The 15,269-nt window shown below is 67.6% G+C and carries 16 protein-coding genes; 8 read left to right on the top strand and 8 right to left on the bottom strand.

The window, feature by feature from the left end:
- The first annotated feature begins 74 nt into the window (after positions 1–74).
- Positions 75–251 carry a hypothetical protein gene (locus DSD19_RS21960; RefSeq protein WP_207802494.1) on the top strand — a complete coding sequence of 59 codons (177 nt, stop codon included), beginning with the start codon at positions 75–77 and terminating at the stop codon, positions 249–251.
- 84 nt (positions 252–335) lie between these two features.
- On the opposite strand, the gene ilvC is transcribed toward DSD19_RS21960, so the two are convergent.
- A complete protein-coding gene (gene ilvC / locus DSD19_RS19890) occupies positions 336–1,358 on the bottom strand; it encodes a ketol-acid reductoisomerase (protein ID WP_075784939.1) in 1,023 nt (340 codons plus the stop codon).
- A gap of 126 nt (positions 1,359–1,484) precedes the next feature.
- Between ilvC and DSD19_RS19885 the strand changes: the two genes are divergently transcribed.
- Both DSD19_RS19885 and DSD19_RS19880 read left to right on the top strand, forming a co-directional pair.
- Complete coding sequence (locus DSD19_RS19885; RefSeq protein WP_075784940.1) at positions 1,485–1,949, top strand: Lrp/AsnC family transcriptional regulator; 465 nt, start codon at positions 1,485–1,487, stop codon at positions 1,947–1,949.
- Positions 1,946–2,404 carry an Lrp/AsnC family transcriptional regulator gene (locus DSD19_RS19880; protein WP_113670843.1) on the top strand — a complete coding sequence of 153 codons (459 nt, stop codon included), beginning with the start codon at positions 1,946–1,948 and terminating at the stop codon, positions 2,402–2,404. The genes DSD19_RS19885 and DSD19_RS19880 overlap by 4 nt, the downstream gene beginning before the upstream one ends.
- 13 nt (positions 2,405–2,417) lie before the next feature.
- Here DSD19_RS19880 and DSD19_RS19875 read toward each other — a convergent pair whose 3' ends face one another.
- The 3 genes from DSD19_RS19875 to DSD19_RS19865 form a co-directional block, all read right to left on the bottom strand.
- Entirely contained in the window at positions 2,418–3,620 is a 1,203-nt protein-coding gene (locus tag DSD19_RS19875) for a UbiH/UbiF family hydroxylase (RefSeq protein ID WP_113670842.1), read from the bottom strand.
- A 73-nt stretch (positions 3,621–3,693) separates the two neighbouring features.
- Entirely contained in the window at positions 3,694–3,948 is a 255-nt protein-coding gene (locus DSD19_RS19870; RefSeq protein WP_075784943.1) for a hypothetical protein, read from the bottom strand.
- Between the two features lie 94 nt (positions 3,949–4,042).
- The gene (locus tag DSD19_RS19865) at positions 4,043–4,693 is read right to left on the bottom strand and encodes a pyrimidine 5'-nucleotidase (RefSeq protein ID WP_075784944.1); all 651 of its coding nucleotides are present in this window, start codon (positions 4,691–4,693) and stop codon (positions 4,043–4,045) included.
- A gap of 104 nt (positions 4,694–4,797) precedes the next feature.
- Between DSD19_RS19865 and DSD19_RS19860 the strand changes: the two genes are divergently transcribed.
- Entirely contained in the window at positions 4,798–5,451 is a 654-nt protein-coding gene (locus DSD19_RS19860; RefSeq protein WP_075784945.1) for a GntR family transcriptional regulator, read from the top strand.
- Here DSD19_RS19860 and DSD19_RS19855 read toward each other — a convergent pair.
- From DSD19_RS19855 to DSD19_RS19845, 3 genes are all read right to left on the bottom strand, one after another.
- On the bottom strand, positions 5,418–7,391 hold the full coding sequence (locus tag DSD19_RS19855) for a glycosyltransferase family 2 protein (RefSeq protein WP_243628166.1): 1,974 nt from the start codon (positions 7,389–7,391) through the stop codon (positions 5,418–5,420). The two genes, DSD19_RS19860 and DSD19_RS19855, sit on opposite strands and share 34 nt — an antisense overlap.
- 183 nt (positions 7,392–7,574) lie before the next feature.
- Positions 7,575–8,861, bottom strand: coding sequence for a homoserine dehydrogenase (locus DSD19_RS19850; protein WP_075784947.1), 1,287 nt, complete (start codon positions 8,859–8,861; stop codon positions 7,575–7,577).
- A gap of 94 nt (positions 8,862–8,955) precedes the next feature.
- Complete coding sequence (locus tag DSD19_RS19845) at positions 8,956–9,207, bottom strand: hypothetical protein (protein ID WP_075784948.1); 252 nt, start codon at positions 9,205–9,207, stop codon at positions 8,956–8,958.
- 116 nt (positions 9,208–9,323) lie between these two features.
- Here DSD19_RS19845 and DSD19_RS19840 point away from each other — a divergent pair, with 116 nt between their 5' ends.
- A complete protein-coding gene (locus DSD19_RS19840; RefSeq protein ID WP_113670841.1) occupies positions 9,324–9,911 on the top strand; it encodes a TetR/AcrR family transcriptional regulator in 588 nt (195 codons plus the stop codon).
- Positions 9,912–10,021: 110 nt separating this feature from the next.
- Here DSD19_RS19840 and DSD19_RS19835 read toward each other — a convergent pair whose 3' ends face one another.
- Positions 10,022–10,315, bottom strand: coding sequence for a hypothetical protein (locus DSD19_RS19835; RefSeq protein WP_075784950.1), 294 nt, complete (start codon positions 10,313–10,315; stop codon positions 10,022–10,024).
- 305 nt (positions 10,316–10,620) lie between these two features.
- On the opposite strand from DSD19_RS19835, the gene DSD19_RS19830 reads away from it, so the two are divergent.
- From DSD19_RS19830 to rpoD, 3 genes are all read left to right on the top strand, one after another.
- On the top strand, positions 10,621–11,100 hold the full coding sequence (locus DSD19_RS19830; protein ID WP_075784951.1) for a hypothetical protein: 480 nt from the start codon (positions 10,621–10,623) through the stop codon (positions 11,098–11,100).
- Positions 11,101–11,199: 99 nt separating this feature from the next.
- Positions 11,200–13,173 (top strand): DNA primase, encoded by a 1,974-nt coding sequence (dnaG, locus tag DSD19_RS19825; RefSeq protein ID WP_113670906.1) that lies wholly within the window; start codon positions 11,200–11,202, stop codon positions 13,171–13,173.
- A 106-nt stretch (positions 13,174–13,279) separates the two neighbouring features.
- Complete coding sequence (rpoD, locus tag DSD19_RS19820; RefSeq protein WP_075784953.1) at positions 13,280–15,268, top strand: RNA polymerase sigma factor RpoD; 1,989 nt, start codon at positions 13,280–13,282, stop codon at positions 15,266–15,268.
- Position 15,269: the final 1 nt, after the last annotated feature.

Genomic DNA, 15,269 nt, shown 5'->3' with positions numbered 1-15,269 from the left:
GTTGGGTCTTCGGAAGTGGGCGCAATCAGATGCGCCCGCAGTTTTCGAGGAGAGCCCGTATGGACGCTTCATCCATGGACGCCACGTCCCTGATCGCAACTCTCGCTCTCGGTACGCTGTGCGCCGTTGTGGTCTTCGCCTGGGTCAGCAAGCGCCGGACCGAGGCGCGCAAGGCCGACCCGGATGCCCCCAAGAGCACCCTGGCCGCGGACGCGCCGAGCACCCGGAGCGACGGCAAGGGCGCGCCGTGACCCCGGCTGCCTGTCGGGACAGGGAAACGCGAAGGGCCCCGGAGAAATCCGGGGCCCTTCTTGCCGTATCCGAGAGGGACGGGCTCAGTTCTTCGACTTGTCGACCATCTTGCCGGCGGTGATCCAGGGCATCATGGCGCGCAGTTTATCGCCGACCTGTTCGATCTGGTGGGCGTCGTTGTTGCGGCGGGTGGCCTTGAACGAGGGCTGGCCGACGGCGCATTCCTGCATCCAGTTGCGCACGAAGACGCCCGACTGGATGTCGTTCAGAACCGCCTTCATCCGCGCCTTGGTCTCGTCATAGGGCAGGATGCGCGGACCCGACACGTATTCGCCGTATTCGGCGGTATTCGAGATCGAGTAGTTCATGTTGGCGATGCCGCCTTCATAGATCAGGTCGACGATCAGCTTCACCTCGTGCAGGCATTCGAAATAGGCCATCTCGGGGGCGTAGCCCGCCTCGACCAGGGTCTCGAAGCCCATCCGGATCAGCTCGACCAGGCCGCCGCACAGGACCGCCTGTTCGCCGAAGAGGTCGGTTTCGCATTCTTCCTTGAAGCTCGTCTCGATGATGCCCGAGCGGCCGCCGCCGATGGCCGAGCAGTAGCTGAGCCCCAGTTCCAGCGCCTTGCCGGTCGCGTCATTGGCGACCGCCACCAGGCAGGGCACGCCGCCGCCCTTGACGTATTCGCCGCGCACGGTGTGGCCGGGGCCCTTCGGGGCCATCATGATGACGTCGACGCCGGGCTTGGGCTCGATCAGGCCGAAATGCACGTTCAGGCCGTGGGCGAAGGCGATGGCGGCGCCTTCCTTCAGGTTGTCATGGACGTATTTCCTGTAGGTCTCGGCCTGCAGCTCGTCGGGCATGGTGAACATGATCAGGTCGCACCAGGCGGCGGCTTCGGCGATGCCCATCACGGCCAGGCCTTCGGCTTCGGCTTTCTTGGCCGAGGCCGAGCCTTCGCGCAGGGCGACGACGACGTTCTTGGCGCCCGAGTCGCGCAGGTTCAGCGCATGGGCATGGCCCTGGGAGCCGTAGCCCAGGATCGCCACCTTCTTGTCCTTGATCAGGTTGATGTCGCAGTCACGGTCGTAATACACGCGCATCGCGTTCGTCCTTCATGAGGGTCGGTTGGCGCGAATTTAGGCGCATCCCGAACGGGACGGGTTTCATTCCTTGAAGAAATTCGCCAGAAACGGAAAAATGCATTCGTCTGACCTGGCAGAGTCGCAATGATCATTCAACTGGACGATGCCGATCGCCGCCTGCTGCGCTATCTGCAGGCCGAGCCGGGACTCTCGACCGCCGATCTGGCGGATCGGGCCGGGCTGACCACCGCGACCTGCTGGCGGCGGCTGGAAAAGCTGCGCGCCAAGGGGGCATTGAAGGCCATCCAGGCGGTGATCGACTGGCGGGCGCTGGGCTATTCGGTCGAGGTCAGCCTGCGCTTTTCGCTCGACAAGACCAATCCCCGCGCCTTCGACGAATTCGTCGCGGCGGCGCGCGAGGTGCCCGAGGTGCGCGAGATCCAGACCTTTCTGGGCCGGGTCGATGTGCGGCTGAACATCCTCGCGCGCGACATGGCGCATTATCAGGAACTCTACCGCACCCGCATCCTGACCCTGCCGCATATCGCCGATATCGAGGCGCTGATGCATGTGGCCGATATCAAGCGCGCCGAGGCTTTGCCGCTGTGATCGAGCTGGACGAGACCGACCGCAGGATCCTGCGCGCGCTGGCCGAGGATGCGACGCAAAGCGCGGGCGCGCTGGGACGGCGCTTCGGGCTGAGCCAGCCGGCCTGCTGGCGGCGGATCCGGCGGCTGGAAGAGTCGGGTGTCATCGCCGGGCGCCGGGCGGTGCTGGATGCCGAGGCGCTGGGCTTTTCGGTCAGCGTGTTTCTGGGCGTCAAGCTGGCCACCAAGGGGCGGGTCGGGCTGGAACAGTTCGAACGCGCGGTGACCGCGATCCCCGAAGTGCAGACGGTGCAGCATGTGCTGGGGCTGTTCGACTACCGGCTGAAGGTGGTGGCCCGCGACCTGCCCGATTTCGAGCGCGTGCTGCGGCGCCGGATCATGACCCTGCCCGGCGTCGGAAATGTCGAGGCCAACGTGATTCTCAGCGAGGAACGCCTGCCCGGGCCGCTGGGCTAGGCGCGCTCGCCGCTCAGCCGCGCGCGCCCATGCCCAGCCGCATCAGTGTCCTGCGCACCGGTTTCAGCGCGTAAAGGCTTGCCACCCCCGCCGCGCGCAGGTCGCGGAGCGGTTGCGCGGACTGCATCGAGGCGCGGTTCAACAGGTCGATGCCGGTCACGCGGGCCAGCACCTCGGGGTGACGGCGGCGGTGATAGAGATCGAGCATCGGGTCTTCGCCGATCCGGTTCGGCGCGGCGCGGCACAGATCCAGCAGCACGCGCAGATCGGCGAGGCTCATGTTCAGCCCCTGCGCGCCGATGGGCGGCATCACATGGGCGGCCTCGGCGATCAGCGCGGTCCGCTCGCCCGACATGCGGTGCGCGACCTGGCTGATGATCGGCCAGACGGTGCGGCGGGTTTCCAGCCGGAGCGGCCCGTAGATCGCGCCCGAGCGCGCGGTCATCTCGGCATTGAACTCGGCCTCGGGCAGGGCGGCCAGGCGCAGCGCCTCGGGGCCGCGTTCCATCCAGACGATGGCCGAACAGGGGCGGCCGTCGCGATCGGGCAGCGGCACCAGCGTGAACGGTCCGCCCGAGCGGTGGATCTCGGTCGAGACATTGCCATGGGGCTCGGAATGGGTGACGGCGAAGGCCAGCGCCTTCTGGCCATAGCGCATGGTGCGCACGCCGATCCCCAGCGCCTCGCGGACGGGCGAATTGCGCCCGTCGGCGCCGATCAGCAGCCGGGCCGAGACCTTCGTGCCGTCGCTGAGATCGACCAGCGCCTCCGCGTCGCGGGTCAGCACCCCGGTGGTGGCGGTGCCGGGGCGGAAATCGACATTGGGCAGGTCTTCGAGCCGCCGCACCATCTCGCGCCGCAAGAGCCAGTTCGGCAGGTTCCAGCCGAAGGGCAGGTCCGACACGTCGGTCGCGTTGAAATCGCGGGTGATGCGCGGCGAGGGGATCTTGCCACCCGCATCGACGATCCGCATCACCTGCAGGTCGGTCGCGAAGGGGTCCAGCCGGTCCCAGAGCCCGGCTGCCTTCAGCACGGCAAGCGAGGGTTGCAGGAAGGCCGTGCTGCGCAGGTCGGCGCCCTCGGCGGTTTCCTCGGTGACCGGCGGCGCGGGGTCCACGCAGATCACGGAATAGCCCTCGGTGCCGAACAGCGCCGCGGCGGTCAGTCCGGCGACGCCGCCGCCGGAAATCAGGATATCGGTGGAAATGCGCGTCATCTGGATGCCTCCTGATCCTCAGATAGCCTGCCGGCCTCCGGGGTCCAAGAGGTTGGGGCCAAGAGATCGTGGCTCAGCCGCGGCTGATCCAGATCAGCATCCCGAGGCACACCCAGGTGGCAACGACCGCGGGCAGATACAGCCCCAGCACGCCCCATTGCAGGATCGCGAGGACCCACAGGCACAGCGCGCCGCCGACCAGATACCAGACGTTGTCCTCGTCGCCCTCGTTCAAGTCGCGGGCGATCCAGCCGATCACCGGAATGGCATAGAAACTGCGCAGCCAGCGCGGGGTTTCCGTGGGCTCGGTGGTCGTTTCCGAAGTCATGCGATTCTCCCTTTGATGCTCCCGATATGGGAGCCTCGCTCTGGCGCCCCACGCGGCATCCCGTCGCATACAACGGTGTTCAAGGCAAGGCCGACTAAAGGCGGCACAGGCGCCCGAGAAAGGCCGTCAGGTCGTCGGTATGGTGGTGGATATGGGCCGCGTCCTCGCGGACCGGGGCCACATGCACGGTGCGCATGCCCATGGCGCAGGGTTCGGCCAGGTTGCGGGCGTCGTCCTCGAAAATCGCGGCCTCGCCCGGGAGGATGCCGCCAAGCGCCGCGACGATTTCGAAGGCCTCGCGCCGGGGTTTGGGGATATAGCCCGCATGTTCGACCCCGAAAACCGCGTCGAAGACGCCATCGAGCCCGCGCGCCGCCAGGACCCGTTCGGCATAGGGGGCCGAGCCGTTGGTATGCACGATCTTGCGCCCGGGCAGGGCGGCGATGCCCGCGCGCAGGTCCGCGTCGGGCGTGAGCTGGTCCAGCGAGATGTCGTGGACGCGGGTCATGTAGGGGCCGGGCTCGACCCCGTGCAGCGCCATCAGTCCGGCCAGAGTCGTCCCGAATTCGGCCCAGTAGCTTTTGCGCAGACGGTTGGCCTCGGGCTCGGCCACGCCCAGCGTCTCCATGACGAAGGCGGTCATCCGGACCTCGATCTGGTCGAACAACCGGACTTCGGGCGGATACAATGTGTTGTCCAGATCGAAGACCCAGCCGCTCAGGTTCGAGAAATCTTTAGGCATCATGCGCCTTTGGATAGGGCTCTGCGGCAATCGGCACAAGGAGGAGGACTTGATTTGCGCGGCCTCGGAGTCCTATTGTCTACCATCGTATGCAGGAGCCCATGGTTATGAAGGACGTCAGACCCGCACAAAAGGATGCCTACGAGTTGATTCTCGAGGCGATCGACGTCGGTGTCTATCGTCCCGGGGACCGGCTTGTCGAGAGCGAGCTTGCCGAACGCTTCGGCGTGTCGCGGACGCCGATCCGCGAGGCGCTGCAGCGGCTCGAGACCCAGTCGCTGCTGTCGCGCGACGGGCGCAGCCTGATCGTGGCCTCGCTGACCCATGATCAGATGGCCGAGCTTTACGTGGTGCGGGCCGAACTCGAGGGGCTGGCGGCGCGGCTGGCGGCGCGGCATGCCACCGCCGAGGAAACCCGGGTGCTGCGCGGCATGGTCGAGGACGATTTCAAGCTTCTGAACGACCCCGCCGCGCTGGCACGGGCGAACCGGCGGTTTCACAAGCAGATCCATCTGGCCTCGCATAACCGCTATCTGGTGCAGCAGCTCGATCTGGTGCATCGGACCATGGCGCTGATGGCGACGACGTCGCTGGCGGTCGAGGGGCGGGGGCGCGATGCGCTGGCCGAGCATGACGCCATCGTCGGCGCCATCGAGGCGGGCGACGGCGATGGCGCCTATGATGCGCTCAAGCGGCATATCTCGATCGCGTTCGAAACGCGGCTGCGTCACGACGCCGATGCTATGCTGGCCGAGGGCTGATCCTCGGGGCTGTGCGGCCGGGCCTCGGCGATGATTTCGGGGGCGCGGCGGGTCTCGCCCTCATGCAGCCCATGCCGGGTCTTGTCCCAGTAGAACGGCCGCACGGCCATTTCCCAGAGCGCCTTGTAGGACCCGATCGAGGCCAGCGGAAAGTAAAGATGCAGCGTCGGCAGCCAGGGGATGAGCCCGGGCTTGCCCGCCCGCGCCAGCCCCAGCGCACCGATGGCCAGGTTGATGACCTCGGCGGCGATGAAAAGCGCGAACAGGACCGCAAGACCGGTCGGCGTCAGCGTTGCGGCCAGCGGATGCGGCAGCCCCAGCGGCACCAGCCAGAACGACCACAGGAGCGGCGCAAAGACGAATTGCGTGAGTGTGCCCAGGAACATCACCTGCATCCCGAAGGTGCCCCAGGGGCCGAGCTGGCGCAGCAACTGGCCGGGGCGGCGGCTGTGGGTCGTCCAAGTCATGGCATAGCCCTTGAGCCAGCGCGACCGTTGCCGCACCCAGGGCCAGGCGCTGCAATTGGCCTCTTCCTCGGTGACGCTGTCGAGAAATTCGGTGCGGTAGCCGTGGCGGGCCAGACGGATACCCAGATCGGCATCCTCGGTGACGTTATGGGCGTCCCAGCCGCCCAGCGCTTCAAGCGCGGGGCGCCGGAAGAACAGCGTCGTGCCGCCCAGCGGCACCGGTACGCCCATCCGCGCAAGCCCGGGCAGAATCACCCGGAACCAGGCGGCATATTCGGCGGTGAAACAGCGCGCCAGCCAGTTGGCCCGGGCGTTGTAGAAATCGAGCACGCCCTGAAGGCAGGCGACCTCGGGGCCGCGGCTGTGGAAATGCGCGACCATCCGGCGGATCTGGTCGGGGGCGGGGGCGTCCTCGGCGTCGTAGACCCCGATGATCGACCCGCGGCAGAATTCCAGCGCATAGTTCAGCGCGCGCGGCTTGGTTTTCAGCTGCCCCTTGGGCACGGTCAGGCAGCGCATCCAGGGCGGCAGGCGGGTACGGTCGAGCATGCCGCGCGTGGCACTGTCATCGGCCTCGGTCACAAGACAGATGTCGAGCAACGCGCGGGGATAGTCGAGCCGCGCGAGCCTGGCGATCAGCCTGGGCGCCAGTTCGGTTTCCCGAAACAGCGGCACCAGGATCGACACCGCGGGCAGCCGGGCGATGGTCGGCTCGGGGGGCGGCGGATGGCGCCGGGCGCGCAGCAGGGCGCGGATCTGCGCGATCGCGGCCGCGGCCTTCAGCGCCGTGCCCAGAACCATCCAGAGCACGGTCCAGAGGGTCAGCAGCGTCAGCACCGCCCGCGGCGAGATGAGTGCTGCAAGCCCGAGGCCCGAGAGGCCCAGGACCACGCTGGCGCGCGGACCTGCGCGATACCAGAACCGGCAGCTGTCCCAGGCGCCGACCCGGGTTTCCGCCGCCCGCGCCAGAGCGGGTGCGCGCCGCGCGGCCAGCGCCTCCTGCAATTCGCCCTCGCGGCAGATCACCATCACCGCGGGCTGCAGATCGGCGGGCAGGTCGGCGCGGTGATCCTCGAACCGTTCGGGCCGGGCGGTGGCGATCAGCGTGGCGCCGCCGACCCGGCGCCAGGGCAGCAGCCCGTCGCGCAGGCAGCGGGCCGGGCCGAGACTGTCGATCAGCCGGGGGTCGGGCGGGCAGGACTGAAAATCGGCGCGCCCGGTGCCATGCAGCCGACACAGCGTCGCGTCGATCTCGTCGGGCGGTACCAGACCTTCGGCCAGCAGCAGATCGGCCAGCCGGATCTCCATCCGGGCCCGCCCGGCCAGCGCGCCGCCAAGCGCCTCGGGCGACAGCGCGCCCGAGGCCAGCAGCAACTCGCCCAGCCGCAGGTCGCTCGGGCGGGCGGGGGCGACGGACTCGGGAGTGGGCGCGCGGCGGCTGCGCGCCGACGCCAGGGAAATGACCTGCGGCATGGGGCTCCCGTTCGGAGAGAAACCCTGCCTTAATGCCCTGTTAAGGTTAATCGGCGGTAAATTGCCGGTGACGCAACGTCACTTTTGGGCGGATGGAAACAATTCGTGACCATCCTGCACGCCCGGCACCGAGCGAATGGGTGTGACCCCGCGACTCGGCTTCGGGCGAGACGATCCGGCGGATCAGACGTCCTCGATCCGGATCGCGACCGGGTCGCCCACCACCACGCCGGTCGCGGCGAAGCCCTTCAGCGCCTGATCCAGCGCGTCGCGGGTGGTCTTGTGGGTGACGACCAGAACCGGGGCGGTGGTTTCGCTGTGGCGGGTCTGGCGCATGCGGTTGATCGAGACCCCGGCCTCGCCCAGCACCGCCGCCACCTTGGCAAGCGCGCCGGGCTTGTCCTGCAGTTCCATCCGCAGATAGTAGGGCGCCGCGACCGTGGCCCGGGCCGGGCGGGCGCTTTCGAGCCCGGCGGCGGGCTGGCCGAAGGTCGCGACCCGGTAGCCGCGGGCAATGTCGATCACGTCCGACATCACCGCGCTGGCGGTCGGACCCTCGCCCGCGCCCGCGCCGCGCAGCACGATCTGGCCGACCGCATCGCCTTCCAGCACCACCATGTTGGTCGCGCCCTCAAGCTGGCCCAGCGGCGATTGCGCCGGCACCAGGCAGGGCGACATCCGTTGTTCGAGCCCGCGCCCGGTCATCTGCGCCACCCCCAGAAGCTTGATCCGGAAGCCCATATCGGCGGCGTGGCGGATATCGACGATGGAAATCCGTTCGATCCCCTCCAGCTCGACCGCGTCGAAATCGACCCGGGTGCCGAAGGCGATGGCGGTCAGCAGAGACAGCTTGTGACCCGCATCGATGCCGCCCACATCGAGCGTCGGGTCGGCCTCGAGATAGCCGAGTGCCTGCGCCTCGTCGAAGACAGTCTCATAGGGCAGGCCCTCGCGTTCCATCCGGGTCAGGATGTAGTTGCAGGTGCCGTTCATCACCCCCATGATCCGGGCGATCTGGTTGCCGGCAAGCCCCTCGGTCAGTGCCTTGACGACCGGGATGCCGCCCGCGACGGCCGCCTCGAACCGGATCACCCGACCCGCCGCCTCGGCGGTCTCGGCCAGGGTCTGGCCATGGATCGCCAGCATCGCCTTGTTCGCGGTCACCACGTCCTTGCCCGCGGCCAGCGCGGCCTCGGTCGCGGCCTTGGCGGGGCCATCCGAGCCGCCCATCAGCTCGACCAGCACATCGACATCGTCGCGCCGGGCCAGCGCCACCGGATCGTCCTCCCAGGCATAGCCCGACAGATCGACGCCGCGGTCCTTGCCGCGGCTGCGGGCCGAAACCGCCGTGACGACCACCGGCCGCCCGCCGCGCTGGGCCAGCAGATTGGCGCGGGACTGGACGATCTTGAGGACGCCGGCTCCGACCGTGCCGAGACCGGCGATGCCAAGACGCAAGGGGGTAGTCATGAAGGCGGCTCCCGGATCACAGGCTGAGGGTTCGCGGGTTGTTAGCGCGAAGCCGCCGGGCATGCAACGCGACCGGGGCGCGCCCGGGGTCGGCTCAGATCTCGCGGGCGCGCAGCCGGGCCGCGCGGGCCTTCAGCGCTGCGGCCCGGCCTTCCAGCGAGGGTTCGGGCGGCGCCTGGTCCCGAACCGCCTGCGCCCGGTCCAGAAGCGGGTCGATCGGGGCGATTTCGGGGGCGAGGGTCGGCCCCGTCACGGCGCGTTCGGCCGCGTCGATCTCTGGGAAATCGGTGCAGGCGGCAAGCGCGGGCAGCAGCGCTGCGGCAAGGCATAGGGGCAGGCGCGCCATGGGCTCCTCCGTTGACCGCGCGCACCATAGACGGGGCGGCCGGGCGACGGCAAGACGGCGCAGGACGCGGATGGGGCAGGGATTGAACTGAACGCGCGTTCAGATACTCTGGGGTGATGGCACGCACCTCCGGGTCCCATTCCGAAATCACCGGCCCGCGGTTGCGGGCGGCGGCGCAGGCGCTGTTTGCCCGGCATGGCTACGCCGCGGTGTCGATGCGCCGGATCGCGGCCGAGGTGGGCGTGCAGGCGGGCGCGCTTTACAACTACATCCCCGACAAGCAGGGGCTGTTGTTCGAGCTGATGAAAAGCCATCTCGACGAGCTTCTGGCCGCCTGGGAGACGCTGCCCAAGGGGGGCGGCGCGCGCGACGCGCTGGAGGCCTTCACCCGTTTTCACGTGCGCTTTCACCTCGACCGGCCCGATGCGGTCTTCATCGCCTATATGGAACTGCGCAACCTCGATCCCGCGAATTTCCGGGCGATCGAGGCGCTTCGCCGCCGCTACGAGACCGTGCTGGAGGACATCCTGCGCCAGGGCGCGGCCGAGGGGGCGTTCGATGTGGCCGACAGCAAGCATGCGGCCTTCGCGGTGATCGCGATGCTGACCGGGGTCACCACCTGGTACCGCGACGAGGGGCGGCTGAGTCGCGCCGAGGTCGAGGATCTTTACTGGAGCATGGTGCGGAAGGCCGTCTCGGCCTGACGCGCGGACCGTCCGGTGCGGCGGCGTCCAACGTCCCAAATGCCGAAAACGCGAAACCCGCCGGGAGATCCCGGCGGGTTCCGCGCCAAAAACGGCTTTGGCCGGTCCGCTTACTTCTGCGGTTCGCCGGTCATGATGCCGCGAATGAACTTGCTGACCGGGCTGTCGCCGGTGGCCTTGCTGCCACCTTCGGCCGAGGGAAGCTCGGTGTCGAACATGGTCGCCTTGTCGCTGAGCAGCGGCCATTTCATCATGTCGGAAAGCGGGGTCGTCCCGGTGGTCAGCTCGACCTGGGACTTGCGGCCCGACAGCAGCGGCCACTTGAACTGGCTGGAGAACGGCGTCGGATCGTCCGTTTTCAGCTCGGTTTTCGAGTTGGACGCGCTGAGCAGAGGCCAGTTCATCCGATTCGAGAACGGAGTCGGGTCTTCCAGGAGTTGCGCGGGCTTTTCCGAAGTTTTGTCAGTCATGATCCACCTGTGTTGATCCTGTCCACCAAAATGAATTGGCTTCCCCCCAAAGATGGCGACTTCGTCGCCTCGGGCAAGGTGCTTTTTCGCCGCGTCTGTCCGGTCGCGGGTTGACGCCGACCCTCTCGCCCAACAAGAGGCGAGCCTACGCGATACTCTGCCGGAATCACAGGGCAGCATCGCCGCGTCTGCACGAATTTCATGCGGGCCGCGTCTGGCGCGGGGCGAAAGGGGCGGAAATGACGGAAGAACTGGCAACGCTCAGGGTGTCGGCCGTGCGCCGGGTGATCGGTCTGGGCGTGCTGCTGGCACTGGCGGGGCTGCTGTTGCAGATCGCGCTTGTGCATCCGCCCGCTGGCATCGGATACCGTGCGTTCCTGCTGGCGATGGGAGCGGGGGCGCTGGCTTTGGCCGAGGCGATGCGCCGGGCGACGGCGCGTCGGCTGGTGCTGACGCGCGAGGGTCTTTTCGACGACCGCGGGCGCGAGCTGGCGCGGATCGAGCGGATTTCCGGGCTCGACCGGGGCATGCTGGCCTTCAAGCCCTCGAACGGGTTTTCGCTGAGCCTGACCGAGGCCCTGCCGCGCGCCTGGGCGCCGGGGGTCTGGTGGCGGTTCGGTCGCCGGGTGGGCGTGGGCGGCGTGACCTCGGCGGGCGAGGCCAAGGCGATGGCCGAGATCCTGACCGCGCTTTTGCAGGAAAAGGCCGGGCGGGGCTGAGCCGAAACCGGCCGCCGTCCCGCGTCTGGCGGCGACTCGCTGCCGCCCGCAGGCCCGGCCGATATGGACAGCCGCCCCCCGCGCCCGATATTGTTCGGCATGAGCTTGCCCCCCGGATTCCTCGACGAGTTGCGGACGCGGACCTCCATCGCCCAGGTGGTGGGGCGCAAGGTGATGTGGGACGCGCGGAAGTCGAACCAGGGCAAGGGCGATCTCTGGGCGCCGTGCCCGTTCCATCAGGAAAAGACCGCCAGTTTCCATGTCGACGACCGTAAGGGCTATTATTACTGCTTCGGCTGCCAGGCGAAGGGCGACGCGGTCAAATTCGTGCAGGAAACCGAAAATGTCGGCTTCATGGAGGCGGTCGAGATCCTCGCCCGCGAGGCCGGGATGCCGATGCCGGTGCGCGATCCCGCCGACAAGGTCAGGGCAGACCGCCAGACCCGCCTGCTGGAGGTGATGGAGGTTGCCCAGCGGCATTACCGGATGCAGTTGCAGACCGGCGCGGGCGCCGAGGCGCGGGCTTATCTCGCGCGGCGCGGGCTGAGTCCCGAGGCGCAGGCGCGCTGGGAGATCGGCTTTGCGCCCCCCGGCTGGCAGGGGCTGTGGGCGCATCTGACCGGGCGCGGGCTCGACCCGGACCTGATTCTCGCGGCCGGTCTGGCGCGGCCCTCGGACAAGGGGCGTCAGCCCTATGACGTCTTCCGCAACCGGATCCTCTTTCCGATCCGCGACGGGCGCGGCCGGGTCATCGCCTTCGGCGGCCGGGCGATGGACCCGAACGACAATGCGAAATACCTGAACTCGCCCCAGACCGAGCTTTTCGACAAGGGGCATACGCTGTTCAACCTCGACCGGGCGCGCGAGGCGGCGGGCAAGGGCCAGCCGCTGGTCGTGGCCGAGGGCTATATGGACGTGATCGCGCTGTCCGAGGCGGGGTTCGGTGCGGCCGTGGCGCCTTTGGGTACCGCCGTCACCGAACACCAGTTGCGGCTGTTGTGGCGCATTCATCCCGAGCCGGTGATCGCGCTCGACGGCGACAAGGCCGGGATCGGCGCGGCGCGGCGGGTGATGGATCTGGCGCTGCCGCTGCTTGAGGCCGGGCAGGCGCTGCGCTTTGCGATCCTGCCGCCCGGTCAGGACCCCGACGAGGTGATCCGGGCGGGCGGCGCCGGGGCGATGCGCAAGATCCTCGACGAGGCCCGGCCGATGGTTCAGATCCTCTGGGACCGGGCGACCGAGGGCCGGGTCTTCGACAGCCCCGAACGCCGCGCCGCGCTGGAACGCGATCTTACCGCCGCCATCGGCAGGATCCCTGACCAGACCCTGCGCCATCATTACGCCGAAGATCTGAAGCGCCTGCGCTGGGAACTGTTCCGTCCGGCGCGCAGCGGCGGCGGGTTCCGCAAGGGCGGCTGGCCGCGCGAGCCGCGCCTAAGGCCTGTTGCCAGCACCAAAAGTTCCGAGCTGGTGCAGGCGATCCCGCGCTTCGAGGAAGAGCTGCGCGAGGCGGTGATTCTGGCCGCGCTGATCACCCATCCCGAGTTGATCGCGCAATTCGCGGGCGAGCTCGAGGCGCTGGTCTGCGCCGCGCCCGACCATGCGGCGCTGCAACAGGCGCTGCTGAGCCTGCCGCCGCAGGACGACCGCGAGGCCATGCTGGCCGCGGTCGAACGGCGCATCGGACCCGAACCCCTTGAAAAGCTCTTCTCGCTCAGCCATGTGCGCATTGCGCCGCCGGTTCATGCCCCGGGCGACACCGAAAAGGCCGCACTTTGCATCTCGCACGAGTTCAACCGTCTGATCCGGCTTCGCGGGGCAGAACGGGATATCGAGGAGGGCATGCGCGCCCTGGAAGGCTTTGCCGACGAGGGGGTGACCTGGCGCCTGAGCCAGGCGGCCCGGGCGCGGCACGGCGCCGGCCTCTCCGAGGAGGAGGACGAGGCCGACTTCGAGCTTGCCCCGAACGGGGCGCATGTGGACCGGGACGAACGCGATGCCTTCGCCGAACTTCTGGACCGAATCGACTATGGCAAAGGAAGAACGTCACGCCGCAATGCCCCGGAAAGTTGAGATTTGATCAACGAATCGGGGGTACACAGGTGTTCTTCCCGTTGATTCGCGCTATTGAGTCGGTTTGACCCGGTGGACGAATCAGCCATCCTGCAAGGAGACCTTCATGGCCGCCAAGGACACGGACGACAGCAAGACCGACGAGCAGGACGCCGACCTCGCGCTCGACATGAGCCAGGCTGCGGTCAAGAAGATGATCGCCGAGGCCAAGGAGCGCGGCTACATCACCTATGACCAGCTCAACCAGGTGCTGCCGCCCGACCAGGTGTCTTCGGAACAGATCGAGGATGTGATGTCGATGCTGTCCGAGATGGGCATCAACATCATCGAGGAAGACGAGGCCGAAGAGGGCGAGGAGAAATCGACCGAAGTGGTCGAGACCTCCACCTCGCGCGAGGTTGCGCTGGCCACCAGTACGTCCGAAACGCTGGACCGCACCGACGATCCGGTGCGGATGTATCTTCGCGAGATGGGCTCGGTCGAACTGCTGTCGCGCGAGGGCGAGATCGCCATCGCCAAGCGGATCGAGGCCGGGCGCAACACGATGATCGCGGGGCTTTGCGAAAGCCCGCTGACCTTTCAGGCGATCACCATCTGGCGCGACGAGCTTCTGAACGAAGATATCCTGCTGCGTGACGTGATCGACCTTGATGCCACCTTCGGGCGCTCGCTCGAGGAGGACGAGGGAGACGAGCCGGTCGTCGACGGGCTCGAGGTCGAGGCCGCGAACCCCAACAGCCGCAAGGACGAAGACAGCCCCGAACTCGACGCCGACGGCAACCCGATCCGCCGCGACGACGATGACGAGGACGAGGAACAGGCCAACATGAGCCTCGCGGCCATGGAGGCGGCGCTGAAACCGCGCGTGCTGGAAACCCTCGACCAGATCGCCGAGGACTATTCCAAGCTTTCCGAGATCCAGGACAAGCGGATCCAGGCCACGCTGAGCACGACCCATCGCTTTTCCGACAAGGACGAGGCCGAATACCAGAAGCTGCGCGCCGAGATCGTGCTGCTGGTCAACGAGCTGCATCTGCACAACAACCGGATCGAGGCGCTGATCGACCAGCTTTACGGGATCAACCGCAAGATCATGTCGATCGACAGCGCCATGGTGAAGCTGGCCGACCAGGCCCGCATCAACCGGCGCGAATTCATCGACGAATATCGCGGCCACGAGCTCGATCCGAACTGGATGGATCACATGGCCCGCAAGGGCGGGCGCGGCTGGGCGGCCTTTACCGAACGGTCGGGCCACAAGGTCAGCGAATTGCGTGCCGAGATGGCCCAGGTCGGCCAGTATGTCGGCGTCGACATCCAGGAATTCCGCCGCATCGTGAGCCAGGTCCAGAAGGGCGAGAAGGAAGCCCGCCAGGCCAAGAAGGAAATGGTCGAGGCGAACCTGCGTCTGGTGATCTCGATCGCCAAGAAATACACCAACCGCGGGCTGCAATTCCTCGACCTGATCCAGGAAGGCAATATCGGCCTGATGAAGGCGGTCGACAAGTTCGAGTACCGCCGCGGCTACAAGTTCTCGACCTATGCCACCTGGTGGATCCGGCAGGCGATCACCCGGTCCATCGCGGATCAGGCGCGCACCATCCGTATCCCGGTGCACATGATCGAGACGATCAACAAGCTGGTCCGGACCGGCCGCCAGATGCTGCACGAGATCGGCCGCGAGCCGACGCCGGAAGAGCTGGCCGAGAAGCTGCAGATGCCGCTGGAGAAGGTCCGCAAGGTGATGAAGATCGCCAAGGAGCCGATCTCTCTCGAAACGCCCATCGGCGACGAGGAAGACAGCCAGCTTGGCGATTTCATCGAGGACAAGAACGCGGTCCTGCCGCTCGATTCGGCCATTCAGGAGAACCTGAAAGAGACGACGACGCGGGTTCTGGCCTCGCTGACCCCGCGCGAGGAACGGGTGCTGCGGATGCGGTTCGGCATCGGCATGAATACCGACCACACGCTGGAAGAGGTCGGCCAGCAATTCAGCGTGACCCGCGAACGGATCCGCCAGATCGAGGCCAAGGCTTTGAGAAAGCTCAAGCATCCCAGCCGGTCGCGCAAGCTCAGAAGCTTCCTCGACCAGTAAC

Source organism: Rhodovulum sp. BSW8, from assembly GCF_003314725.1.
GTDB lineage: Bacteria > Pseudomonadota > Alphaproteobacteria > Rhodobacterales > Rhodobacteraceae > Rhodovulum > Rhodovulum visakhapatnamense.
This window is presented reverse-complemented; position numbering and strand designations above follow the sequence as displayed.